Origin of the sequence: Acinetobacter towneri, from assembly GCF_001758345.1 — a bacterium.
GTDB classification, from domain to species: Bacteria; Pseudomonadota; Gammaproteobacteria; order Pseudomonadales; family Moraxellaceae; genus Acinetobacter; species Acinetobacter towneri_A.
Window position 1 is genome coordinate 315,145 of sequence record NZ_MKQS01000001.1, and the last position, 26,369, is coordinate 341,513.

General features: G+C 40.9%; 21 protein-coding genes and 1 pseudogene. 12 read left to right on the forward strand and 10 right to left on the reverse strand.

Annotated elements, in window-relative coordinates; translation table 11 throughout:
* The first annotated feature begins 60 nt into the window (after positions 1–60).
* From BJN41_RS01420 to BJN41_RS01445, 7 genes and pseudogenes are all read left to right on the forward strand, one after another.
* Positions 61–2,532, forward strand: coding sequence for a heavy metal translocating P-type ATPase (locus BJN41_RS01420; protein WP_070152473.1), 2,472 nt, complete (start codon positions 61–63; stop codon positions 2,530–2,532).
* Positions 2,533–2,589: 57 nt separating this feature from the next.
* Positions 2,590–2,982, forward strand: coding sequence for a Cu(I)-responsive transcriptional regulator (gene cueR / locus BJN41_RS01425; protein ID WP_070152476.1), 393 nt, complete (start codon positions 2,590–2,592; stop codon positions 2,980–2,982).
* A 101-nt stretch (positions 2,983–3,083) separates the two neighbouring features.
* Positions 3,084–3,305: pseudogene (locus BJN41_RS15085) on the forward strand (transposase); the annotation flags it as partial.
* A gap of 104 nt (positions 3,306–3,409) precedes the next feature.
* Positions 3,410–4,111, forward strand: a complete 702-nt coding sequence (locus BJN41_RS01430) for a VIT family protein (protein ID WP_070152479.1) — start codon at positions 3,410–3,412, stop codon at positions 4,109–4,111.
* Positions 4,112–4,352: 241 nt separating this feature from the next.
* On the forward strand, positions 4,353–6,074 hold the full coding sequence (locus tag BJN41_RS01435; RefSeq protein ID WP_070152483.1) for a phosphoethanolamine transferase: 1,722 nt from the start codon (positions 4,353–4,355) through the stop codon (positions 6,072–6,074).
* Positions 6,067–6,744 carry a response regulator transcription factor gene (locus BJN41_RS01440; RefSeq protein WP_070152486.1) on the forward strand — a complete coding sequence of 226 codons (678 nt, stop codon included), beginning with the start codon at positions 6,067–6,069 and terminating at the stop codon, positions 6,742–6,744. The genes BJN41_RS01435 and BJN41_RS01440 overlap by 8 nt, the downstream gene beginning before the upstream one ends.
* Positions 6,744–8,057 (forward strand): ATP-binding protein, encoded by a 1,314-nt coding sequence (locus tag BJN41_RS01445; RefSeq protein WP_070152489.1) that lies wholly within the window; start codon positions 6,744–6,746, stop codon positions 8,055–8,057. Before BJN41_RS01440 ends, BJN41_RS01445 begins: the two co-directional genes overlap by 1 nt.
* A 9-nt stretch (positions 8,058–8,066) precedes the next feature.
* Here the strand turns inward: BJN41_RS01445 and BJN41_RS01450 are convergent, their stop codons facing one another.
* The 4 genes from BJN41_RS01450 to BJN41_RS01465 all read right to left on the reverse strand — a co-directional run bounded on the left by BJN41_RS01450 (position 8,067) and on the right by BJN41_RS01465 (position 12,110).
* Positions 8,067–8,753, reverse strand: coding sequence for a phosphatase PAP2 family protein (locus tag BJN41_RS01450; protein ID WP_070152492.1), 687 nt, complete (start codon positions 8,751–8,753; stop codon positions 8,067–8,069).
* A 58-nt stretch (positions 8,754–8,811) separates the two neighbouring features.
* Positions 8,812–9,189, reverse strand: a complete 378-nt coding sequence (locus BJN41_RS01455; protein WP_070152494.1) for a diacylglycerol kinase — start codon at positions 9,187–9,189, stop codon at positions 8,812–8,814.
* A gap of 173 nt (positions 9,190–9,362) precedes the next feature.
* A complete protein-coding gene (locus BJN41_RS01460) occupies positions 9,363–10,493 on the reverse strand; it encodes a TIGR00341 family protein (protein WP_004970544.1) in 1,131 nt (376 codons plus the stop codon).
* 42 nt (positions 10,494–10,535) lie between these two features.
* Positions 10,536–12,110, reverse strand: a complete 1,575-nt coding sequence (locus tag BJN41_RS01465) for a sensor domain-containing diguanylate cyclase (protein ID WP_070152694.1) — start codon at positions 12,108–12,110, stop codon at positions 10,536–10,538.
* Positions 12,111–12,587: 477 nt separating this feature from the next.
* On the opposite strand from BJN41_RS01465, the gene BJN41_RS01470 reads away from it, so the two are divergent.
* A complete protein-coding gene (locus BJN41_RS01470) occupies positions 12,588–13,085 on the forward strand; it encodes a ricin-type beta-trefoil lectin domain protein (protein ID WP_227515197.1) in 498 nt (165 codons plus the stop codon).
* 105 nt (positions 13,086–13,190) lie between these two features.
* On the opposite strand, the gene BJN41_RS01475 is transcribed toward BJN41_RS01470, so the two are convergent.
* From BJN41_RS01475 to lldP, 5 genes are all read right to left on the reverse strand, one after another.
* Positions 13,191–14,090, reverse strand: coding sequence for a LysR family transcriptional regulator (locus BJN41_RS01475; RefSeq protein WP_004970549.1), 900 nt, complete (start codon positions 14,088–14,090; stop codon positions 13,191–13,193).
* Positions 14,091–14,138: 48 nt separating this feature from the next.
* Positions 14,139–15,854, reverse strand: a complete 1,716-nt coding sequence (gene dld, locus BJN41_RS01480) for a D-lactate dehydrogenase (protein WP_070152497.1) — start codon at positions 15,852–15,854, stop codon at positions 14,139–14,141.
* 90 nt (positions 15,855–15,944) lie between these two features.
* Positions 15,945–17,099: an FMN-dependent L-lactate dehydrogenase LldD gene (gene lldD, locus BJN41_RS01485; RefSeq protein ID WP_016659249.1), complete on the reverse strand. Its 1,155-nt coding sequence runs from the start codon at positions 17,097–17,099 to the stop codon at positions 15,945–15,947.
* Positions 17,096–17,845 (reverse strand): transcriptional regulator LldR, encoded by a 750-nt coding sequence (gene lldR / locus BJN41_RS01490; protein WP_070152500.1) that lies wholly within the window; start codon positions 17,843–17,845, stop codon positions 17,096–17,098. Before lldR ends, lldD begins: the two co-directional genes overlap by 4 nt.
* Positions 17,846–17,869: 24 nt before the next feature.
* Positions 17,870–19,540 carry an L-lactate permease gene (gene lldP / locus BJN41_RS01495; protein ID WP_171257401.1) on the reverse strand — a complete coding sequence of 557 codons (1,671 nt, stop codon included), beginning with the start codon at positions 19,538–19,540 and terminating at the stop codon, positions 17,870–17,872.
* A 754-nt stretch (positions 19,541–20,294) separates the two neighbouring features.
* On the opposite strand from lldP, the gene BJN41_RS01500 reads away from it, so the two are divergent.
* A complete protein-coding gene (locus BJN41_RS01500; RefSeq protein ID WP_171257406.1) occupies positions 20,295–20,891 on the forward strand; it encodes a 5-formyltetrahydrofolate cyclo-ligase in 597 nt (198 codons plus the stop codon).
* Between the two features lie 148 nt (positions 20,892–21,039).
* The gene (lon, locus tag BJN41_RS01505; RefSeq protein ID WP_070152509.1) at positions 21,040–23,466 is read left to right on the forward strand and encodes an endopeptidase La; all 2,427 of its coding nucleotides are present in this window, start codon (positions 21,040–21,042) and stop codon (positions 23,464–23,466) included.
* A gap of 356 nt (positions 23,467–23,822) precedes the next feature.
* Here lon and BJN41_RS01510 read toward each other — a convergent pair whose 3' ends face one another.
* On the reverse strand, positions 23,823–24,788 hold the full coding sequence (locus BJN41_RS01510) for a M28 family peptidase (protein ID WP_070152511.1): 966 nt from the start codon (positions 24,786–24,788) through the stop codon (positions 23,823–23,825).
* A gap of 157 nt (positions 24,789–24,945) precedes the next feature.
* Between BJN41_RS01510 and rlmH the strand changes: the two genes are divergently transcribed.
* On the forward strand, positions 24,946–25,428 hold the full coding sequence (gene rlmH / locus BJN41_RS01515; protein WP_026438445.1) for a 23S rRNA (pseudouridine(1915)-N(3))-methyltransferase RlmH: 483 nt from the start codon (positions 24,946–24,948) through the stop codon (positions 25,426–25,428).
* Positions 25,429–25,575: 147 nt separating this feature from the next.
* Positions 25,576–26,352: a dioxygenase gene (locus tag BJN41_RS01520; protein ID WP_070152697.1), complete on the forward strand. Its 777-nt coding sequence runs from the start codon at positions 25,576–25,578 to the stop codon at positions 26,350–26,352.
* Positions 26,353–26,369 lie beyond the last annotated feature (17 nt).

Consider the following 26,369-nt stretch of genomic DNA (forward strand, 5'->3'; position numbering starts at 1 on the left):
TGACCTTACCATCGTGTCAATCTATATGCTAAACACATGCTCCAAATTATAGAGACGACCATGGACGCAAAACACCCAAATACCTCTCCCTATCAGGAAACTTTGTCTATAGAAGGCATGACCTGTGCCTCATGTGTCGGGCGTGTCGAAAAAGCCTTAAAAAAAGTCGATGGTGTAGAAAAAGCTGAAGTGAATCTTGCAACAGAAAAAGCACTGATTCACGCATCGCAACCTTTAGACCGTGCACTGCTCATTAAGGCAGTGCAACGTGCAGGTTATGATGTAGCTGCCATTCAACCAATCGAACTGTCTATTGATGGCATGACTTGTGCCTCGTGTGTAACACGTGTCGAAAAAGCCTTAAAGAAAGTGCCTGGTGTAGAACAAGCCAATGTCAATTTGGCGACTGAACGCGCATGGATTCAACCGAATGCCACAGTTTCTAGCCAAGACCTGATTCGAGCGATTCAAAAAGCAGGTTATGACGCCAAACTGCTGCAACACGACGCTAACGAACAACACGATAAAAAGAATCTGGAACAGCAACAACTGAAACGTGATTTAGTAATTTCACTGATTTTAGCCTTGCCTGTATTTATTCTGGAAATGGGCTCACACATGATTCCCGCCTTTCACATGTGGGTGATGCACAATATTGGACAACAACAAAGCTGGTTAATTCAATTTGCTTTAACCACATTGGTACTGCTTTTACCTGGACGCCGTTTTTATCAAAAAGGGATTCCTGCGCTGTTTCGTTTTGCGCCTGATATGAACTCTTTGGTGGCTGTGGGAACTTTGGCTGCTTACAGTTTTTCATTGGTGGCGACATTTATGCCCCAGCTTTTACCCGAAGGCACAGTGAATGTTTATTATGAGGCTGCGGCAGTGATTGTCAGTTTAATTTTGCTGGGTCGCTATTTTGAAGCCAAAGCCAAAGGGCGCACATCTCAAGCCATTCAGTATTTAATTGGCCTGCAAGCTAAAACTGCGCGTATTCATCGGGATGGTCAAATTATTGAAGTACCTGTGGCAGAAGTGAGTTCCAATACCATTGTTGAAATCCGCCCAGGTGAGCGCATTCCTGTAGATGGTGAAGTGATCGAAGGTCATAGTTATATAGATGAGTCAATGATTACGGGTGAACCTGTTCCTGTAGCCAAACAAGCAGGCGATCAAGTTGTAGGTGGCACCATCAACCAAAATGGCACACTGAATATTCGTGCCACCGCGATTGGTGAAGCTTCGGTGTTGGCGCAAATTATTCGCATGGTTGAACAAGCACAAGGTTCTAAATTACCCATTCAAGCATTGGTAGATAAAGTGACCATGTGGTTTGTACCTGCCGTGATGTTATTGGCTACCMTTACTTTTATGGTCTGGTTTATTTTTGGACCAGAACCTGCCCTGACCTTTGGTTTAGTCAATGCAGTCGCTGTTCTAATTATTGCCTGCCCATGTGCAATGGGTTTAGCCACACCGACTTCAATTATGGTGGGAACAGGTCGTGGCGCAGAAATGGGGGTGCTGTTTCGTAAAGGTGAAGCTTTGCAGCTGTTGCAAGAGGTTAAAGTGGTCGCGGTGGATAAAACAGGAACGCTCACCGAAGGCAAACCGACATTAACCGATTTTCATGTGCAATCGGGTTTTGATACAGATCGAGTTTTTGCACTTTTGGCATCAGTTGAAGCAAAGTCTGAGCATCCCATTGCATTGGCGATTGTGCAAGCTGCAACAGAAAAGCAAGTCAGTTTACTGCCTGTGACCGAATTTGACAGCATCACAGGTTCAGGTATTGAAGCAATGGTGAATGGTCAACGTATTCAGATTGGTGCAGACCGTTATATGCAACAAATTGGGCTAGATGTTAGCGCTTTTAATGCAGAAGCTGCACGTTTAGGACAAGAAGGCAAAACACCAATTTATATGGCGATTGATCAACAACTGGCAGCCATTGTTGCCGTTGCAGACCCAATTAAAGACACGACTTTTGCTGCTATTGCAGCGTTGCATCAACTGGGTTTAAAAGTGGCGATGATTACGGGAGATAACCGACATACGGCTCAGGCGATTGCTGCACGTTTACAGATTGATCATGTGGTAGCCGAAGTTTTACCTGAAGGAAAGGTTGATGTTGTACGTGAATTACAACAGCAATTTGGACGTGTGGCTTTTGTGGGCGATGGCATTAATGATGCCCCTGCTTTGGCACAAGCCGATGTTGGAATTGCGATTGGGACAGGTACAGATGTTGCGATTGAAGCAGCCGAAGTTGTATTGATGTCGGGCAATTTACAAGGTGTGCCCAATGCAATTGCTTTGAGTAAAGCCACCATCCGCAATATTCGTCAAAATCTATTTTGGGCATTTATTTATAATATTGCCTTGATTCCAATTGCTGCGGGCTCTCTGTATCCGTTTGCAGGTATTTTGCTCTCGCCTATTTTTGCTGCGGGTGCGATGGCGTTATCTTCAGTGTTTGTGTTGGGTAATGCGCTCCGCTTAAAATATTTCCAAGCAGCACAAGTTTAAATATAACATACATAGGGTTTAGAAGATTGTTCTATGCCCTTTTATGAGAGAAGTCACATGAATATTGGTCAAGCCTCTAAGCTATCGGGTATTTCCAGCAAAATGATTCGTTATTATGAGCAAATTGGTTTGCTAGATACGGCCAAACGCTCTGCTTCAGGGTATCGAATTTATTCTGAGCAAGACTTAAAAACCTTGTTTTTTATTAAACATGCGCGAGATTTGGGTTTTTCTTCTGAGCAAATGAAAGAATTACTAGGTTTATGGAAAAATGCTGACCGACAAAGTGCAGAGGTGAAGCAGCTCACGCTTAAACATATTGAAACTTTAAAACAAAAGATTGCACAATTGCAGGAAATGGCGAATTGGCTACAAAGTTCTGCAGATCATTGCTCTGGCGATGAGCAAGCCGATTGTGTTATTTTGAAGAATATTGAGTTGGGGAAGTGAGAATTCAACTCAACATTTAATTTTAAATGGCTTTGGTGCACAAACTATCTCTAAGGCTTATTCCACAATATAATTTCCAAACGAATAAGCCTAAACCTTAAATTTATCCGACAACCCATTGGTCTTCATATTACCGAGCACTCATTCATCGCGAAAATATTGCCATTTGGTTTGAGCCTGCTGCGTCGTAATGCTAAGCTCCATCAAAAGGCAAACAAGGGTTAAACCAAACCTACTCCAAAGCAGCCATCAAATGCTGCTTAATGATGAAATCATTATTCCGTCTTTCTTTACCCATGGTCATTGGCTTTGTACAAAACATCTTTTTCTGAAATAAAGCACCTATTTAGCCGATAATTTTTTTAGAATGATTTATGCTATATCACACATCAATCAATGAAAATTGAATAACAAGAGAATTTGATCTATGCCTCATTCTTACCACCTCGAAAAACATTATATTTCACGATCTGGATGGTTACGTGCTGCAGTTTTAGGGGCGAACGATGGAATCATCTCTGTGACGAGTTTGGTCGTTGGGATGGCAGCTAGTGGTGCATCTTCACAAACATTGTTGATTACCTGTATTGCGGGTTTAATTTCKGGCGCTGCTTCTATGGCAGCGGGTGAATATATTTCAGTGAAATCTCAACAAGACATTGAAAAAAATGACCTTGCGATGGAAGCCCGTGAATTAAAACTCAACCCAGAGCATGAGCTAAAAGAGCTCACCAATATTTATATGATTCGCGGTTTAGATGCCAAATTGGCAGAACAAGTGGCCATACAATTGACTGCTCACAATGCTTCAGATGCCCATGCCCGTGATGAAATTGGTATTTTAGAACACACCGCAGCGCGACCCTTTACCGCAGCATTTTCTTCGGCATTGGCATTTACTGTAGGTTCATTATTCCCGTTGGTGTCTATTTTACTCTTACCTGAGCATCTGTTAGATAAAGGTGTGATGTTGGTCGGTGTAATCAGCCTAGGCATTATGGGGGCACTTGCCAGCTATGTGGGTGGTGCAAGTATGTGGAAAGGTGCATTGCGCGTCATGATTTGGGGTATTGTCGCCATGGTATTTAGTGCGTGGATTGGTTCAATGTTCCATGTTGCAGTGGCTTAAAACCTAGGAAATTCAGTATAAATCTCTGCCCTGTCTTTGAATAAAAATATATTCAGAGATAGGGGGAAACTTCAGAAATAAAGTGAATAAACAGGTTACTTATGCAAAGTTCACTTCTCTAAAATTTCTATCTTCAAAGTTATTCAAATAAAACTACGACAGATTCAGCCCGCAATTTTAAGTCAGTTTTAAGTTTCAAATTTTAGGCTAAAGCATCTTAAAGTCTTTTGAATCATTGACGATGTCTAAGCAGACCCAATCACCACTTGCTCCGTCTTTCTTGGCCCGACTGCGCGTTTGGCAAAAACCGATTTCTTTATTCTATTTCAATCTAATGCTTGCCCTATGGTTAGGCTTGGTATTGAACTATGGATTTTATGAGAAAATTAAACAATTCACACCTTATCAAGGAATTAAAGCCACTAACCTAGTGATCGCAACTGTGATCGTGATTGTGTCAGCATATCATCTGTTGCTGCAATGGCTGAACTGGCGTTGGAATGCCAAAATATTAGCAAGCATTTTGATTGTAGTTGGTGGATTCAGCGCTTATTTTGTCAATAGTTTAGGTGTAGTGATTACCGCAGACCAAATTCAGAATATGCTGCAAACCGATGTGCGTGAAGTACGTGATCTCTGGTCTGTACGTTTGGTGGTTTGGAGTGTGCTGTTTGTGCTACTGCCATTGGTTTTAGTGTGGTCTGTTAAAATTCAGCCGACTCATTTTGCTCGACAATTACTGCAAAAGACCTTGGGTAGTGTAGTTTCTATTGTGCTGATTTCGGGTTTATTGTTCTGTTTTTATGTCGATTATGCTGCAATCTTCCGTGAACATCGTGATTTAAAAGGCATGCTTTCGCCACAAAATGCGATTGCATCTGGTCTGTCCTATTATAAAAAGAAAGCTCCTAAACAGAATTTGCCGCTGCTGCGCTATGGTGAAGATGCGCATTTAATTCAACGTGCGCAAACAGGCACAGCACCCAAAATTATGCTGTTGGTGGTCGGTGAAACTGCACGTGCTGAAAGCTTCTCGCTGAATGGCTACGCAAAAAATACCAATCCAGAACTGTCTAAACTGCCTGTGATTAATTTCACTCAAGTCAACTCTTGTGGTACTGCCACGGCTGTTTCTGTGCCGTGCATGTTCTCGGGGATGCCACGCCAAAATTATGATGAACAACTTGCAAGTCACCGTGAAGGTTTACTGGATATTGCCCAGCGTGCAGGTTATCAAGTCACTTGGATTGATAACAATTCAGGCTGTAAAGGTGCTTGTGATCGGGTGCAGCAATATCAAATTCCTGCAGCGCTAAAACAAAAATGGTGTGATGCCAGCGGTGAATGTTTAGATGAAATTTTAGTGGATAGTTTACAGGCTTATCTTGCTCAACTTGACCCTAAAGACACRCGCTCACATTTAATTGTATTGCACCAAATGGGCAGTCATGGACCTGCTTATTTCAAACGCTCAACCGCAGCTTATCAACCTTTCCAACCCACGTGTAACAGCAATGCGATTCAGGGTTGCACTGCCGATGCCTTACGCAATAGCTATGACAATTCGATTGTCTATACCGACCATGTTTTAAGTCAGTTGATTCAAACTTTAGCGCAACAAAAGCACTATCAAACCGGATTTTGGTATTTGTCTGACCATGGTGAATCGACAGGTGAACATGGTTTATATTTGCACGGTGCGCCATATTCTATGGCGCCTACTCAACAGACCCATGTACCTATGCTGATGTGGTTTTCAGAAACCTGGCAACAACAAAATTCTGCGCAAGTGAATTGCTTAAAAGCACAACGTCAAGCAACATTGAGTCAGGATAATCTTTTCCCAAGTTTATTGGGCTTGCTGGATGTAAACAGCAAAGTAATTGACCCGAAAAATGATATGCTGAATCAATGTCATACTCCATATATCGCCCAACCGCAGCACGAGTCATCACATGCCTAAAATTTTAATCATCGAAGATGATTTTATGATTGCCGAATCGACCCAGACCTTGCTCAAGCTACAACAATTTGATGTTACTTGGGTGAATAACGGGATGGATGGCTTAAAGCAATTACAGCAACATGATATCCAGCTGGTGTTGCTGGACTTAGGCTTACCCATGATGGACGGCATGCAGGTATTAAAAAATATTCGCCAGTTACATCCACAATTGCCCGTGCTGATTATTTCAGCGCGTGATCAATTGCAACAACGGGTTGATGGTTTGAATCAGGGCGCAGATGATTATCTAATTAAGCCCTATGAGTTTGATGAATTACTGGCGCGAATTTATGCCCTACTCAGACGCAGCGGTACACAAAATCCAGTGAATAATACTGCGCATATTTTAAGTTATGGCGATTTAGTCTTAGATACCGAACAACATTTGGCAAAATTCAAAGGTGAATATATTGAACTGTCGAATCGTGAATGGGCAATTTTAATGGCTTTGCTCAGCCACCCAAATAAAATTTTCTCTAAAAATAATTTAGAAGATAAATTATATGATTTTGACAGTGAAGTCAGTAGCAACACTATTGAAGTCTATATTCACCATTTACGCGCCAAACTCGGTAAGGACTTTATTCGTACCATTCGTGGTTTAGGTTACCGTTTAGGGCAAATTTAATGCAATCCTACTCTTTGCAAAAACGTCTGATTGTTTATGTTTCTATCTTTAGTGTCATGTTGGGCTGCGCTTTGGTATTTGCAGCCTATCGAATTGCCCTAGAAGAAATCAATGAAATTTTAGATGCACAAATGCAAAGTTTGGCAGAACGCATTGCAGCGAACCACCCAGAACCTACGCGAAGCCAAATCAATTTAAATCAAAAATATAGTGAAGAAGACTTATTTGTCGATATTTGGGCATATGCTGATGCAACACCACAATTACACCCTCAAGATGTATTACTACTACAGCCTGTAGAAAAACCGGGTTTTTATAGTCATCAAACTCAATCTGAATTGTGGCGTACTTATATTTTGCCGCAGGAAAATCTGCAAATTCAAATTAGCCAGCAAAACTCTGTGCGCCAATATTTAGCTTTAGAGTTAGCAGCAAATATGTTTATTCCCTATGCACTATTTTTACCCTTTGCATTATTGGCTTTAAGTTGGCTAATTCGCCATAATTTCCGACCTCTAAATGACTTTAAAAGTGAACTGGCACGTCGTAAAGCGCAGGATCTCAATCCAATTAGAATGCTAGATTATCCAGTTGAGCTTGCACCTACTATTCAGGAAATGAATAAATTATTTACGCGAATTTCTGTCGCACAACAGGAACAGCGCCAGTTCGTTGCCGATGCTGCACATGAATTACGTACCCCGCTCACTGCACTCAATTTACAAGTACAAATTCTATTGCAGCAATTTCCACAAAGTGATGCCCTCTATAATTTAAGCCAAGGGGTTTTACGTTTACAGCATTTGGTCAATCAGTTATTAAGCTTAGCCAAGCAAGATGCCTTAGATAGTCTGATTGAAAGCGATCAAACCCTCTCTTTAAATCAAATGACCATCGCCTGTGTGGAACAGCTCATTCAATTGGCATTGCAAAAAGATATTGATTTAGGTGTCGAACAACGCCAAGAGTTGAATATTCATGGGCAAAGTTCTGCTTTGCATTCCATTATTTATAATTTAATTGATAATGCGATTAAATATACGCCCAAAAAAGGCGTGATCAATGTGACTATTTTTCAGCAAGAACAACATGCAATTTTGCAAATTGAAGACAGTGGTGCAGGCATTGACCCCGCACTGTTCAGTCAAATTCGACAGCGTTTTTACCGTATTCACAACCATGCAGAAATTGGCAGCGGTTTAGGTTTATCTATTGTAGATAAAGCCACCCAACGCTTAGGTGCAAATTTAGAGTTTTCTAAAAGTGCCAGTTTAGGTGGTTTATGTGTGCAGGTTAAATTTCCGATGCGTTAAGATCGGGTTTTAAGTTAGATTTTTTGATTGTGGCAATTTATGCGCCAAGAACGCATAAGCGACTACATTCAAACACCAAGTAATCCAGCCTGTCCAAAGATTATGACTGAAAAAATGTGCCCCGCGCATCATTTGCGTCCAGCCCATCCCCATGCCTAAAATGCAAGCCGCAATCAAGAAAAAATAAGCACGTTTAGGTTGAGCAACTCGATAAACAAAATATCCTACCAATAAAGCAAAACCACTTGAGGCATGCCCACCAGGAAAACAATGCCCTGCCGTTGCACTTAAATCCCACCGAACACCATGCGCTGTGGCTATACTCATATCCCACGGGCAAGCATGTGCCGACTGTGATTTAAGTATTGCAATCACACTGGTCGAAATCACCACCATCCAAAAGAAATAGCCAAACTCCCAACGACAAGCACGTAATTTTTGAAATCTGAAAGACAGCAACCAAGTCAGTAAATAACTCAGATATACCGCAATCAGGATATATTTGACATACCGATGATTTAATTCAGCCAATGCCCAGTCTTGTCGAAGTGGAAATTCTGCATGAGCATCCACGAAGGGTTGAATGAGGTGTAAATCTAGCCTGCCTGTAACGCTAAATAAATTAAGCAATATCAGCAAACTCAGAAGGAGTAAAATTGCTTGAAGAAGTAAAAATTTTGAATGCTGATGCCGCATGAGGAATACTCAACTCACTATCTATTTTAAAGTCTGTTTTATGCTTGTTTTTAAGGGATTAAGCAGGAATCAGGCATGCGCCCCAGGTCAATGCGATAATTGCCAAAGCAACAAATTGCGCTGCACTCCCCATATCTTTTGCATTTTTAGACAAGGGATGTTGCTCCATTGAAACACGATCGACCACAGCTTCAATGGCTGAATTAATCAGTTCGACAATGATGGCAAGCAAACACACCACAATCATAATCACTTGTTCGACACGACTAACAGGCATGAAAAAACTGAGTGGAATCAGCATTGAATTAATCAGAATAATTTGCCGAAATGCTGCTTCGTTTTGAAAGGCGGCTTTAAAGCCTGCCAAAGAATAGCCTGTGGCATTCAAAATCCGTTGTAAACCAAAAGAGCATTTGTAAGGAGAGCGTGGAAGCATAGTGAATTTGATTTGAAATAAATCGGATGTTAAATGGTTTAACTTAAAATTGGCTTAACTATAACCTTTTGAGACTATTAAATTAAATCTGTGTAATACGTAACATTCTGAGAGCCCTATTGAATAATAAGACGCCATCTAAAGTAAGCTATAAATACCATCAATTTCTTCATCTAAGGTTGTATCAACTGCTCGGCTTCAACTTGCTTAATATCAAAATCAGGACTTTCTTTGGCTTGAATAATTTGCACAGGAATAAAGCGCACTTGAACCACACTTGGTTTTCCACGTGGGTCTTGTGCTAATTTTTGATTCAATGCAGAAATCTGTTGAGGTTTTGGCGCTATATCTCCACGCAAGACTACGCGAATTAAAGTCATCTCTTTACGCCGATCAAACTGCACCGTATCAATCAAATTATTATGTTGATTAAATTGACTTTCAATCAAGCTTTCTACCTGATGTTCATACATCTGTTTATTTAACATCATCATAAAGTTAAAGCTTAAATAGATACCCAGCGCAAAAAGTACTAAAAGACTCACGATATTTCTTTTAATAAATTCAATTACTGTGCTATTTACTTCTTCATCTGAACCGCGTCTAAAACCAGCTGCCCATAACACCAGTGAAGAACTAATTTGAATAGCAACAATATTGGTCAGTGCCAACAGCAGAGCATTTGCTGCATGTTTCCATTCCAGATGCGCAATTAATATGCCACTTGCAACCAGCGGCGGTACCAAAGCAGTCGCAACTGCAACGCCAACAACAGCCACAGACAGACGTGGTGAAACGGCTGCAAATGCCCCTGCTGCACCACCCGCAAGTGCAATCATTAAATCCATAATGGTAGGCTGAGTTCTAGACAGAATTTCATGGGTGATAGGTAAGTTAATATTGATAAGACCTAAAATGATGCCAATACTGACAATCATCGACACACCTAAAACTAAGGTTTTAAATGCTGTTTTAAAAAACAACCATCGATTATCAATAAATGCTAAAGCCATACCTGAAATAGGACCAAGCATCATCGCAACCAGCATTGCACCAATCACCACTGCAGCTGAATTAGACAATAAACCATAGCCTGCAATAATAGCTGCCAAAGCATTCATTATAAAAAAGGTTTTGCTTGGCAAGGCATCGGCCTGAATATTCAGCCGTACTTGTTTATGATCAATCTTTTTAGAGTTTTCGCGCTCCGCTTGTTTGTATTTCAGCTTTTCTTTCAGAAGTTCATATTTTTCTTGTTCAGGACTGTCTTCAACCACAATCGTTGGATCTTGATCTTTTTCCATCGCATGCCTCTGTGTTAGCTGAATAGGAATCTATCCAAATTCTCATGTAGCCGTAGACTTTGTGCAATTCCGCCCAGCATGTTTGGCTTCATACAATTTATTATCTGCAAGTTTAAGCACTTCAGAAATATCCTCTGCATCTTTAAACCAAAATGCGATACCAATTGAGATGGTAATTTCACCCATACCATTAATATTGGTTTGTTGCATGGTCGTTCTTAAACGCTCCGCAGCTTTATATGCCACACTTGGGTCGGCAGTCGTCATCAGCACTAAAAACTCTTCGCCCCCAGAACGGCAACAAATATCATGATCCCTAAAATTAGTTTGCATTATTTGGGCGAGCGTTTGCAGTACCATATCACCTTGATCATGCCCATAGTGATCATTAACTTTCTTAAAGAAATCAATATCAATAGACAATGCTGCAAACTCAGTTCGGGTTTTGACCAACTCATTTAAAAATAATTGCATCCCACGACGGTTATATAAACCTGTCAATGGATCAGTATAGACGTGATGCTTTAACTCCGCAATCCGATCACTAAAGGTTTCCGAACTCATTAATAATGAGGTTCTAAACTTTAAAACCTCGAAATACCACGGATCAACTTCTTTAATTTTATTTTCAATGTCCGCATGATTGAGCATACTTGCCATACGTGCCAAGCGGTTCAAAGGTGAAGAAATAAAGCTTGAGATATACCAAATCAATAAAAAAATAAAAAAGTAAAAAATGAAGATTCCAATCGATACTTTAAAAATCAGCGTATTAGCTTGTGCAAGTAAATCATCTGTGGGCTGCTGAGAAACTACAATCCAATTTACACTTGGAATATGTGCAAAACCCGCCAAATTATCTATACCTAAACTATTCTTTAAACGAATTGATCCCTTTGTATTCTTATTAATATAATCCAAACCTGTATTATTGATAATTTTTTCACCAATTCGCTTTTTATCTGGATGAAAAATAATACGATTATGTTGATCAATCACATACATATAACTTTTTTTATAATCATACTGAGTATTGAGCATGGTATTAATCAAGTTCTGCTCCTGTAAATAAATCGTACCACTGATTAAGCCTAAATATTGATGTGTTTTATTATAAATAGGTTGTGACATCATGACGATTAAATTATTACTTATAGACCAATAGGGAGATGAAATATAAGTTTTCTTTTTTTCAATAGATCCATCAATACCAATGGTACTATAAGCCTGATTAAAATTAAGTTTTAATGTATTAGGTGCATAAGCTAAAATATGTTTATTCTGCTCTACCAATAAAACGCTATTAAAATGATTCGATTGATTTTTTAAGCGTTTTACTTCTTCTTTTCTAACTTGTGTATTATAAAAATTTTTTTCTAATAAACGTGCACTATAATCCAACTCTTGCAGCATATCTGAAAAATGTTGATTGGCACTGGTGGCAATTTTTTCTGCATATTTTTCATTGATCGAAAGTGAATTTTGAATTAATTGTTGTTTAATTACATAATTCAAAATAAATACACTGACAACAAATAAGCCAGATACGCTTAAAACTGTCGAAATTAAAATAAGTTTACGCAGATTCAATCTGAGTGATAGTAAAAAATGCTTCAACAGTTCCAACCCCAAAATTCAAAAACTGCGACAAATGCCAACTTTAACACATAATTTTACAACTCAACGACATAACTTGAAAGTCATATAGTTGAGTTTTAAGTTTTTCTATTTTTGTTGTTCAATTACGCAAATTGGATGATTCCCTGGCTGCTGACCACCACCTAAATCTAGGCATATGTCCTGATAGTAAAATTTCTGCCATGCACTTCCCAAGAATGCACCCACTAGCAAACAAAGAATACATAGAATCGCGAGTTGAAGTTTTTTCAAACTTAATTTTTTGCTTGAAAACCGTGTCTAGGAAACCATGTCTATTAGATAAAATTTTTTGGTCATTTACACACAAAATTACAAAAAATAAATATTTATTCCATGCTTTAAATTTATCCTATCCACCTAATAAATAAATTGTTTTCTCTTATGTTTAAGACACTTTTCACTATAAGCAGTTGCTCACTTTTAACAGCATGTATTGTGGTTGACGGAACAGCATCGGGGCAGATTCCCAATATCGTCATTCAACCTCAAATTCCAGCAAGTACACCTGTAGAACGTCCTGCACAACAAACCATTTATATGCCAACACCTATGCCTTATCCTGCGCAAACATGGCAACAAAAAGTCAAAATTAAAACCTATGATGGTCGCTGCGTAGATTTTAGTCGCAGTAATCAACGTTCCATTCAGACTTCACATTGTCATGATGGTACCAATCAGCATTTTATTTTCCATCCTGATCAAAGCATTACCGTGCAAGGTAAATGTCTAGATGTAGCAGGAAAACAGAAACATGATGGTGCTGAAGTAATTGCTTATACCTGTAATGGACAAAGTAACCAAAAATGGTATCTCGATGGTCAGCGTATTCGTAGTGCAGATACAGGCAAATGTTTAGATATTTATAATGGAAAAATGAAAATGTATAGCTGCAATCAAAATCGTGGGCAGAAATTTAGTTTTATTGCCTTATAAAAAAGAATCACTAATTCCCTCAGCCTAGCCTGCTCTTTTGAAGATGAGGGAATTAGCGAATGATAATTTAAAAAATTATAAAAATTTTACTTTAAATACGATTAATTAAGGATGCTGACTAAACAAATCAAAAATCACTTTTCTTAACCACTGATGACTGGTTTGGTGATGACAAGACGTATGCCAATATTGTCGTACAGGATAGGTTGGAAAATTCAAAGGCGCACTCACTACTTGTAAATTCCCGCGTGCCAATAACACCTCACTTAAATAATAAGGCACTGTCGCAATCATATCGGTTTCTTGCACAATTAAACCGACCCCTAAATAACTTGGGATACTCATTAGAATATTACGTCTTAAACCACGATTGCTTAATTCATTTTCAATATGGTAGTGACCTATACTGGTATCTACATCGACATGCGATTCACGAATATAAGCTTCAACATCTAAACTTTTTTCACAAATACGTGGATGATCTTTACGACTAATCACCACATAATATTGTAAAAATAATTGCTGCTGATAAAAACCCTGCTCTAACTCAGGTAAAAAACCAATCGCAAAATCAATTTCACCATTTGCCATTTGATAACTGGTTTCACGGGTAATAGGACGAATTTTAATCCGCACTGAAGGTGCATATTTTTTTAAAAACTTGGTCAGTTTTGGCAATAAAACCAAATGCGAAACATCGGTCATTGCCAAGGTAAATAATTGATCGGAATGTGTCGGATCAAAATCGACTTTAAAATTATTGACCGTTTCAATTTTATTAATAATTTCACTAATCGGTGAAAAAATCTGTTTCGCCAACTCTGTAGGCAACATTTCATTGCCAACCCTTAAAAATAATGGGTCATTAAAATGCTGACGAATTTTATTTAAACAGTTACTAACCGCAGGCTGACTCATGCCCAATGCATCTGCTGCTGCAGACACATTTTTTAATTTATATACATAGTAAAAAATCTGTAGCAGTTTGCTATCTAACTTAAACATATCCATCTTTCCTTAGAATCAGTTTCACTGCTCAGTTTTCATCCTTATTTAACGCCAAGCTTTTAATTTAGAGCTATGCCCAATGCCCACATTAAAACAATTGGTCGGATCCAATTTTTGATAATGCTGCTTTAAGGCAGGCTTCGCCACATATAAATGCCCAACATTATGCTCTGCAGGATACTCTGCCCCACGTGCATCAAGCAATGACCACATTTGATGTTCCATCGCCAACGGGTCTACGCCTTTTTTAATAATATAGTCCTGATGAAAGACATGACATAAAAAATGACCATAATACAACTTATGTATAATCGCCTGCTCCAACTCTTCGGGCAAGGTTTCAACCCATTGCTGATCATTACGTCTTAACGCAATATCTAAAGCAACAATGTCTTCCACTTCATTTCGATGTGTATCACGATAACGAATTGCAGCACCTGCCACTGCAAAGCGATGCAGAAAAGCCTTGCGGCCTTCATCTTCATTACATAGAAAAAAACTGCCAGAATTGCGCGTGATAAAATAATCCAGTAAAAACTGCTGTACTGCCGCAACATCTTGCTGCTCAATGCGCAAAATTAAATGATGTTCATACAAATCACGAAATTGGTTCATGCGTTCTGGTAAATGATTTGGCAGAAGTTTCGTGAACATTTGCAAAACTTTATCCGACAATCCACGCATGCCCCAACGGGTTAGAAAACCATCAACTTTGTCTTTCATGGCAAAAGCTGCAGGTACTTTACTGGTGCCAAACTTCTCGATAAACAAGAAGCTGTCTTTGCCGTATTCTGCACCAATGTCATAGGCATCTCGATGAATATACTCGCCAGCAATCGGTACACGCGGCAAATCACGTAATAAAAAACGGCGAATCGCGGTTAAATCATCCTGCTGATTGCTGCCGATATAAAACACCTGACTCGGAATTTTCTCAAACGTATCCAAATGCACTGCAAACACACAGACTTTACCTGCCGAACCCGAAGCTTCAAACAAACGGCTTGGGTCGGCATTAAACCGTGCAGGCGTATCGGCGTCGACTTGGGAAACATCATGCACATAACGCTGATCAGAAGCACAACTATGTTCCGAATATTCAATATCTTCAGGGCGATATTGTTGTTGCTCAAGTCTGGTTAAAATTTCTTCTGGCGAGTTTCCTAAATTCACCCCCAGATGATTGATGAGTTGCAACTCGCCCAGTTCATTGACTTGTGCATATAAGGCCAACTCAGTATAGGCAGGGCCACGTCTGACCAATGCACCACCTGAATTATTACATACCCCGCCCAACACCGAAGCGCCAATACAAGATGAACCAATGACTGAGTGTGGCTCACGCTGATGTGGTGCCAATTTTTGTTCCAAAGCATCTAGCGTTGCACCAGGCAAGCAAATCACTTGCTTGGCATCGTTGATGAGCTGAATACCTTTTAAACGTTGGGTGTTGATCAAAATTACAGGACGATCATAGTCATCACCAAATGGTGTAGAACCACCCGTAAGCCCTGTATTGGCGGCTTGCATGATAATAATGCAATCTGCCGCCACAGCCACTTGTAACACTTGCCACTGCTGCAACAAAGAACCTGGCGTGACCACGGCAAAAACCTGTCCCTCGCCAAAACGTCGCCCTTGACGATATAAACGAGTATCTGATTCATGGGTCAATACATGCGCTTTTCCCACAATATCGACCAAGTTTTTGAGGGTTGATGCAGCATCAAATTGTATTGCAGAAGAAATTGTCTGTGGCATAGTGTACAAGTCCTGAAACAAGGTGATAAATACAATTAAGCGATTCAGCCAAATGCATCGGTTGATGGATTGGTCGCTTCTGTTGGCAATTTAGCCTTTCAGTTCACGCTCAAGTTGTACCAAGCAATCTGAGTTAATCGCCTGAATGTTTTTAGCACCCGTTAAGGTCATTGCGACTCGCATTTCCTTATCAATCAATTCGAGTAAATTACTCACACCCGCCCCGCCTGCTGCACCTAGTGCATAAATAAAGGCACGTCCTAGCATACAAGTATCCGCGCCCATCGCCAGCATGCGCACCACATCTAGGCCATTACGAATACCTGAATCCACTAGAATTTTAAGATCTCCTTTCACCGCATCAGCAATTGGCGGTAAAGCACGTGCAGTCGAGAGCACACCATCTAACTGACGACCACCGTGATTGGACACCACAATTCCATCAGCCCCAAAACGAACAGCATCCTTAGCATCTTCTGGGTCTAAAATGCCTTTAATGACCATTGGGCCATCCCAGAATTCACGAATCCACTCTAGGTCTTTCCATGAAATGGATGGATCAAAGTTATTGCCCAACCAACCAATATAATCTTCCAGTCCAGTCGGCTTGCCCAAGTATTTGGAGATATTGCCCAAATCATGTGGGCGGCCGAGTAAACCCACATCCCACGCCCAGTTTGGATGCATCACTGCTTGCATATAACGGCGCATGGCCGCATTTGGCCCACTCATGCCTGAATGTGCATCACGATAACGTGCACCAGGCACAGGCATATCTACTGTAAAAACCAATGTTGAACAGCCAGCTGCTTTGGCACGTTCCAAAGCATTGCGCATAAAGCCACGGTCACGTAACACATAGAGCTGAAACCACATTGGGCGAGAAATGGCAGGTACCACTTCTTCAATTGGACACACCGACACGGTAGACAAAGTAAACGGAATACCCTTTTTGTCTGCTGCTACCGCAGCCTGTACTTCACCACGGCGCGCATACATGCCTGTTAAACCGACTGGCGCCAAAGCCACAGGCATCGACAAAGTTTCATTAAATAACGTGGTTTCTAAACTTAAAGCCGACATGTCATTTAATACACGTTGGCGCAAGGCAATTTGTGAAAGGTCTTCTACATTTCTTTTTAGCGTTTGTTCCGCATACGCACCTCCATCAATATAGTGAAATAAAAATGGCGGTAAACGGCGTTTAGCTGCTTCGCGGTAATCATTCGCAGAAGAAATAATCATGGCGCTATCCTGTTTAATCGACTCGCACGCTGACGACGCGCATCTTCCTCGTCTATCATGCGTACTTGTTGAACTACAAATTCAATATGTCCACACACTGCCGAACGGGCAGCTTCTGGATCCTGGCGTTCAATTGCATCCATCACTTGAAAGTGTTGATCATGCAACTGATCGAAACGGTGGGCTTCGGTATAGACTTTACGTCGGCCCAAAACCACGTTGTATTGCAACAAATCAAATAAGCCACGCATCATTTGAATGAGCACCAAATTGTGCGATGCTTCGGCAATTGCCAAATGAAACTTGGCATCGGAAATTGCTGCCTGATCGTCATCACCTAAAATTTGAAAATGGGCAATTTGCTCATAACAGGCACGGATGTTTTTCAAATCCTCAGCAGTTGCCCGCTGTGCGGCATACCATGCCGTACCACCTTCAAGCACCATTCGAGCTTCCTGCACATCAAAACGATAAGCAGGGTCTTCATCAATCAGGTTACTTAAAGGCTGCACAATTTGATATTGCGACCAATTGGTGGGTAGCTGTTGCAAAAAAGTACCCGCTCCAACTTTGCTGACCAGCATGCCCTGACTGGTCAATTGCTGAATAGCCTCACGCAAAGAGGAACGGGAAACCCCGAGTTGTTCACATAACTTTCTTTCGGCAGGCAATCGGTCTCCGACTTGCATCTGATTTTTTTCAACCAGTGTGCGCAGGTCTTGTACAACTTTGTCGGAGACTTTCATGCGGCTATCCTCTTGTGCATGTGGTTATGGAATCATCCATGGGAACACATAAGCTTGTAGAGTGATAATAATACCGATCATTACGGTGAACGTGATACTGTGTTTCACGGTAAAGCGGAATAAATCCGATTCTTTACCGACTAAACCGACTGCCGCACAGGCAATTGCAATCGATTGCGGCGAAATCATTTTGCCTGTAACACCACCACTGGTATTGGCAGCAACAAGTAACACTTCTGGCACACCAATTTGCTGTGCAGTTGTGGCTTGCAAGGCAGCAAATAAGGCATTGGCTGATGTATCTGAACCTGTCAAGAACACTCCAATCCAGCCTAAAAATGGCGAGAAGAAAGTAAATGCATTACCTGTATGAGCCAAAGCCAATGCCAAGGTCGCAGACATACCTGAATAATTGGCGATAAAAGCAAAGGCCAGCACCATACCAATGGAATAAATCGGTGTTTTTAATTCATTGATGGTTTCTGCAAAGGTTTTGACAGCTTCACGTGGTTTCATTTTTAAATAAATGATGGTGATGAAAGCCGCAATCATAATTGCAGTACCCGTGGCACTCAGCCAGTCAAACTTAAAGATGGCATCGTAGTCTTTGACGTCTGCCACCACAGGCGGCATTTTTTGTACCAGTTGATGTAAAAATGGCACTTTGATGGAAATGACCCAATCATGCATTGCACCATCTTTAGCAAATAAATCTTTGAACGGTTTGATGCTCCAAATCGTAACCATCACCGTTAAAATTGCAAAGGGTGACCATGCTTTCACAATCTGCCCGATGCTGTATTTTTGCTGTTGTTCTGCAACTAAGTTGGCATCCACTTTTGTGTCTGCATCGCTAAAACGGAAAATGTGTTTTGGCTGCCAGAATTTAAACAACACCGTTAAACTGACCAAAGAGGCAATTGCAGCGGTAATGTCAGGTAACTCAGGTCCAACAAAGTTAGAGGTCAAGTATTGTGCAATCGCAAAAGCACCACCACCCACCAACACTGCAGGCCAAGTTTCTTTCACACCGCGCCAGCCATCCATAATTGCCATAATCCAGAACAGCACAATTGGCACCATAAATGGCAACTGACGTCCAACCATCTGGCTAATTTCCATGGTTTCTACACCCGAAACCTGACCCGCCACAATAATTGGAATCCCCATTGCGCCAAACGCAACCGGTGCGGTGTTCACAATCAGACATAAACCCGCAGCGTATAAAGGTTTAAAACCCAAACCTACTAGCAAAGCTGCAGTAATTGCCACTGGCGCCCCAAAACCCGCTGCACCTTCTAAAAATGTCCCAAACGCGAAGCCGACTAATAGCATCTGGAGACGCTGATCTTCTGTAATCGAAAGAATAGATGAGCGAATAATGTTAAATTGCCCTGTTTTTACAGAGATTTTATATAAGAATAATGCGCCAATAATAATCCATGCGATTGGCCACAAACCGTAGAAAAATCCATAGATCAATGAAGCAAAAGCCATTGGTGCCGGCATGCCATAAGCAAATAACGACACCAATAATGCCAAAATAACCGTAATGGTTCCCGCAACACTTCCTTTTAAGCGAAATACCGCCAATGCTAAAAAGAAAAAGATAATCGGGATTAATGCAATAAGACTCGAAATCCAAATATTTGCCATTGGATCATAGATCTGTTGCCAATGTTGAAGCATTGTCATCTCCTTGAAATGCTCACTCAAACGTAAACATAGGTCTAAGCATAGAGGTAAAATTCTAGTTTTGGTCTGACCAATATTGAGGTGAAAAACAAAATTCCCTCAATATATGCAACAAATGATAGTTTTAGACAAAAAAAAGTCAAGATTGGTCTGATTGTTTATTTTAAATGGTCATACCAATTTCGGTAAAGGTTTTCTTTATATACAGCATAAAAAAATACGCCAAAGAAATATTTAAACTTTGTTTTTTCTCGAGTTTTTAAAAGGAAGGAAAAACCAAATTTATTTCGCACAGCTTTATACAACTTTAGTCCAATACAATAGAATCAGTGTGATTTCTAGCAAGATGGATTGAACGCTTGATAAGTTTTTACGTCCAAATTCATCTAACGCGTGTCGGAAGCGTTTTTCAGTTCGTATAACCGCAAAATGAGAGTGTTGTTTTTGTTTTGGCACGTGTTTTTACATAATTGTTGTTTTTAACTTAACTCGGCCCAATTTATCTCGTAGCGACCGTGAAGATTTTTAGTGCGGCATTCATTGCGCTATAGCATCAGTGTGTTTTTAATTTTACATCTAGATTCAAGCCAAACTATCCCATAGTAGGTCAGGTTAAGATAATCAGAAATATAACATTACATCCTGTTAAAATGCCAAGCATGATAAAAGCTTGTTTTTTGTCGATGCAATGATAGTCATTCCATACCCATTCAAGCATTTAAACTCAGGAATATAAGGATGTGCCCAAATGCAGTTGTTGAAACTTAACACCTTGCGTAAACAGCTTCGACAACAGCGCAGAGCAGTCACGCCTAATCAACAGCAGCAAGCGCAGCAAGCTGTTTTGCAGCGCCTAATACGGTTGCCAAAATTTCAGTACGCAAAAAAAGTGGGGGTGTATTTAGATGCATTTGGTGAAATTCATACACAGCGCATCATTGAATACTGCTTCGTGCAAGGCAAACAAGTGTATTTACCCATGATTTGCAACATGAATCAGCAACTGGTTTGGGTTGAAATCTCACGTCATCAATACATCAATAAACGTTTTTCTCATCACCCACTGGGCATGAAAGAGCCGATGGCAAGTCGTGGGAAGCATGTTTCTCATCTTGACCTTTTAATCATGCCCTTGCTGGCTTGCGACAAGTACGGCACTCGAATTGGAATGGGTGGTGGTTATTATGACCGCACGCTGGCATCTGCTCCACAGCGCCCTTATCGCTTAGGTATCGCACATGATTTTCAGCTGATTCATGCAAACTTGCCACGTAAAAACTGGGATCAACCTCTAGATGCGTTACTGACACCAGAGTGTTTTTTACAGTTTAAACGCAACTTGAAACGCTAAATTGATCATTTTGACTGGATAGGTCAATTTAAAATCAAATACTTAGCTAATTTTTTAAACAATTTATGTTGACCTGCCCTTGTATTTTTTAAAATACCCATCACTATAAAAAACATGGCAACACCGTTGTCACTCATTAGGAGTGCCCATGTCTGAAATTATTATGAATCAAGAAACCTTAGAGCCTCAGGTTCCAAGTGTATTACCGCTTTTAGCGCTACGTGATGTGGTGGTTTATCCGCACATGCAAATCGCTCTATTTGTAGGTCGTGAAAAATCGATCAATGCAGTTGATGTGGCTCGTAACAGTGACAATCTAGTATTTGTAGTTGCGCAAAAAGATTCGCTTACAGAAGAAATTGATCACGACAATTTGTATCAATACGGTACTGTCGCGAAAATTGTGCAAGTTGTAAATCACGAAAATGATGAAAACTGTATTAAAGTGCTGATTGAAGGCTTATACCGCGCCAAACTCGAAAAAATTATTGATGAAGACGCGTATTTAACTGCAGAGCACAGCTTAAGCCCAATGACTGTTGCGATGGATGAGAATACCCAAGCAACACGCTTGCAAGAATTACGTGCCTTATTTGCGCAATATGCTGAAGCAAAATTACGCAATGCACGTGAACTGATTGCTGCTGCCAATAAAATTGAAGATTTATTGCAATTGTTGTTCTTTGTTGCAACTCGCGTGCCGTTGAACATTGATATTAAACAAAAATTCCTTGAGCACGACGAGTTTGAAGCTCACTTAATGGAGTTAATGACTTATTTATTGCAACAGTCTGAAGAACAGCAGATTGAGCAAACTTTGCATGACTCAGTTAAACGTCAGATGGAAAAAAATCAGCGTGAATACTTCTTAAATGAGAAGATGAAAGTCATTCAACGCGAGCTGTCCGATATGAACGGMGGTGCGGAAGATGATGTCGCTGAAATTGAAAAACGTCTGGCAGAAGCAGACTTGCCTGAGCATGTACGTAAAAAAGCAGAAGCTGAGTTCCGTAAACTTAAAGCGATGCAACCTGCATCTAGCGAAGCAGCTGTGGTACGTAACTATCTAGAAGTCATTTTAGATACGCCATGGAACAAAGCCAGCAAAGTCAGCATCAACTTGGCGAAAGCACAAGAAATTTTAGATGCTGATCATTACGGTTTAGATGAAGTCAAAGACCGTATTGTGGAATACCTTGCTGTGCAGTCGCGCGTGAAAAAACTCAAAGGCCCAATTCTATGCTTGGTTGGCCCTCCAGGTGTAGGTAAAACCTCACTAGGTGAGTCGGTTGCAAAAGCCACTGGACGTGAGTTTGTGCGTATGGCACTAGGTGGCGTACGTGATGAAGCGGAAATTCGCGGTCACCGTCGTACCTATATTGGTGCGATGCCAGGTAAAATTGTACAGTCATTGACCAAAGTCGGTGTGAAGAACCCACTGTTCTTGCTCGATGAAATTGATAAAATGGCACAGGATTACCGTGGCGACCCTGCATCTGCTTTGTTAGAAGTGCTTGATCCATCACAAAACAACAAGTTTAACGATCACTATTTAGATCTAGACTTAGACTTGTCTGAAGTGATGTTCATTTGTACTGCCAACAGCATGAATATTCCAGAAGCTCTGCTAGATCGTATGGAAGTGATTCGTCTACCGGGTTATACCGAAGATGAAAAAGTGAATATTGCTGAACGCTATCTTGTACCTAAAGCCATCAAAAATAATGGCTTGCGTGCTAAAGAATTGACGGTTCATGAGGAAGCGATTCGTGACATTGTACAGCGCTATACGCGTGAAGCAGGTGTGCGTAGTCTTGAACGTGAAGTGTCAAAAATTGCCCGTAAAGTGGTGRAAGAAGCAGTCAGCAAAAAAGCCAAAAACCTACAGGTAGATGTGACTTCACAAAACTTGCCGGATTACCTTGGTCCACACAAATTTGACTATGGTATGGCAGAAGAAGAAGCTGAAGTGGGTCGCGTAAATGGCTTGGCTTGGACTTCAGTGGGTGGTGAATTACTTACCATTGAAGTAGCAACCATGAAAGGCAAAGGCAATTTCATCACCACAGGTTCATTGGGGGATGTGATGCAAGAGTCGATCAAAGCTGCGATGACCGTTGTGCGTACCCGTGCTGACAGCTTAGGCATTGAGGCGAGTGTATTTGCCGAAACCGATGTGCACGTACACTTGCCAGAAGGTGCAACACCTAAAGATGGTCCATCTGCAGGTTTGGCATTGACCACAGCATTGGTGTCTGCGTTTACAGGTATTCCAATTCGTCCTGATATTGCCATGACTGGTGAAACCAGTTTACGTGGTCGTGCAATGCGCATTGGTGGCTTGAAAGAGAAACTTCTTGCGGCACATCGTGGTGGTATCAAACTGGTATTTATTCCAGAGGAAAATGTGCGTGACTTGTCTGAAATTCCAGACAATGTCAAAGAAGGTTTGGAAATCAAGGCTGTAAAAAGCATTGATGAGATCTTGCCTTTGGCACTGACCAGTATGCCTAAGCCTTTAACCAAGGCACCCATTGTGAAGCCGGTGGCCGCAGGCAAAGCCGCACGTCACTAAGCGAGTTACTCTGCTTTAAGCATAAACTTTTCAAAAGAGCACTTCGGTGCTCTTTTGTTGTATTTAGACTCTAGATTTTGAAACGTAGTTGAATATTTTTTAATTCATTTTTCAATTGGATAGCCTATTTTTAATTCAATTTCCTTGAAAAATAGGTAAACCATCCACATATATAAATTTAAGATACATCTCGCTGTATGTTTCTTGTTTGGTCTATTTAGACCGACAAATTGATCAGACGCTTTTGATTGAAGCATGCTTCATGTTCTGGTCATCCATATCTCCAGGTGGATGACCTTTTAACCGCAGTCCTATTTCAATTCAGGGCTGCGTTTTTTATGCACTGCGATCATTCATCAAGGTGATAAAACCTGTGCAACCAAGCCATTCACAACGTGCGCCATTTTTTCAAAATTTACTGTTTTTAAAGTATCACCTGTGGTGTGGCGAAGTGAGCTGCGATAACTGCCGGTATCGGTAATTAAAATAGCTGGAATATCATATTTCCAATAATTTAAATGATCTGAAAAATCTATACCCTTGATGAAAGTCGGTGCCACCACGCGCTCACATTGCAACTGGTTCAAACGCTGCATTGTATTGCAATAGCATGCACTCATTTCACGTGATTGCATATTACTCAATGCCACAATAAAATTGCCATGACTTGGGTAAATCCACTTTAAACCGATTGGGTAATTTTGCACCAAATTTTTATCGTAATAACCAATCATATCCAACACATACACCGCACGGATTTTTTCTTTTTCTGCCTGCACAGATTTGGCATGTACAAAACTGCCCATCGACTCGGTTTTAAAAAATGGTGGCTCTGCCAAGGTATAGAATACAAATTCGACATTTTGACTAAGTTTATTCTTTTCCTGCGCCAAAATTCGTGCTGTTTCGATTACACCTGCCACGCCAGAAGCGTTGTCATTTGCCCCCTGCTGCTGCCCATAAACATCGTAATGCGCACCAAAAATCGTTTTTTGCGCAGCACCGACATTCAATTTGCACACCACATTGCGGTAGCTTTGCTGATTGACCACATAATTTTGAAATTGACACGGAATTCCAAATACTCGCATTTGTTCCCGAATCCATGCCGAAACCCGATTCAGTTCATTCACATTTTTATAATGACGATACTGTTCGGAATTACCCAAACCCTGCTGCCCAATCACTTGCTGMATATAGACTTGCAAATTGTTTGGTTCTGCCCATTGAGCCTCAGGCACAGCAAATGTAGCAGTGGGCATCAATCCCATACCCGCGCCCAATATCCATGAATATAACTGCTGACTTTGAAACGCGCGCATGCTGATAATTCCAAGACAAAAAAGACCAATAAGATTGCTGAGTATTAAAGCAACAGCCTGTTGGCAAATTCAATTGCAAATTGTGTCGTCACACAGCGCTTGTATTGAATCATGGTTATAATGCGAGATTCTGATTGCTCGCTACATGAACTCGCCTATGAAAATTCGCATTCTGACCATTGGACAAAAAATGCCTGCTTGGGTGCTKACTGGTTTTGAAGATTATTTCAAACGGATTCAGCCTTTTGTGCAGACTCAAATTGTCGAACTGCCAATGGCGAAACGTGGCAAAAATGATTCTGAGGCCGATATTCTAAAATATCGCCAAATTGAAGGTGATAGCATTTTAAATGCCATGAAAAACAATGAGCTGTTAATTGCCTTGGAAGTGGGCGGCAAAGAGTTCAGCACCGAAAAACTTGCAGAAACCATGAAAGGCTGGATGTTAGAGGGCAATGATGTCGTGCTTGCGATTGGCGGACCAGATGGTCATTCTGAAGCAGTACGTAAAGCAGCAGCATGGCATTGGTCCTTATCCAAACTTACTTTGCCACACCCTTTAGTTCGCGTGATGCTGATCGAACAACTATACCGCGCTATGAGCATTAATCATAACCACCCTTATCACCGTGCGGGCTAATTAAGCAACTCAATTTACACGTGAAGTCATCGGAATATACCAATTTAGCGACGTTGCAAAGCTGCAACATAGCGTTCAACAAAAGTACATTTCGCTGCACACACTTTTTTGCGATGCTGAAGAACAGCAGGCTATATGGAGCTCGGCATGAACTTACAGACATTACCTGGTTTATTTATCTCACATGGTTCGCCCCTGTTAGCACTCAATCCTGAACAGGTTGGACCCGCGCTTAGCCGTTTAAGTGAAAATTTACCAACACCGCAAGCCATTGTAGTGATGTCTGCGCACTGGGAAAGTAATGCCCTAGAAGTCAATACAGGTATTCGCCCTGAAACATGGCATGACTTCYGTGGTTTCCCTGAAGCTTTGTATACTCTTCGTTACCCTGCGCCTGGCTTGCCTGAACTGGCAGAAGATATTTTGCAGCGTTTGGCTGATGCGGGCTTTGCTGCACATGCCAACAGCACACGTCCGCATGATCATGGCGTGTGGATGCCATTACTACACATGTATCCCGATGCCAATATTCCTATAATCGCTATTTCTTTGCCTACAAATATGAGTGCCGAACAGATTTATTATGTTGGGCAAAGCTTGGCGCCACTGCGTGATCAGCAAATACTACTGATTGGCTCAGGCAGCATCACCCATAACTTGCGTGAATTATCATGGAATACACCCAATGCGGCTGTGCCTGAATGGGCATCTAGTTTCCGTAATCGTGTAGTGCAGCATTTAAGTCATCGCAATTATGATGCTGTGCTGGATTGGCAACAATTGCCGTATGCGACACGTAATCACCCGACCCTAGAACACTTTGCACCGCTGTTTTTTGCGATGGGCACAGGTGATCGATTTAATATTGTTCATAGTAGCTTTAGCATGGGTTCACTCGGTATGGATATTTATCGTTTTGATTAAGCACTTTGCTAACTAAA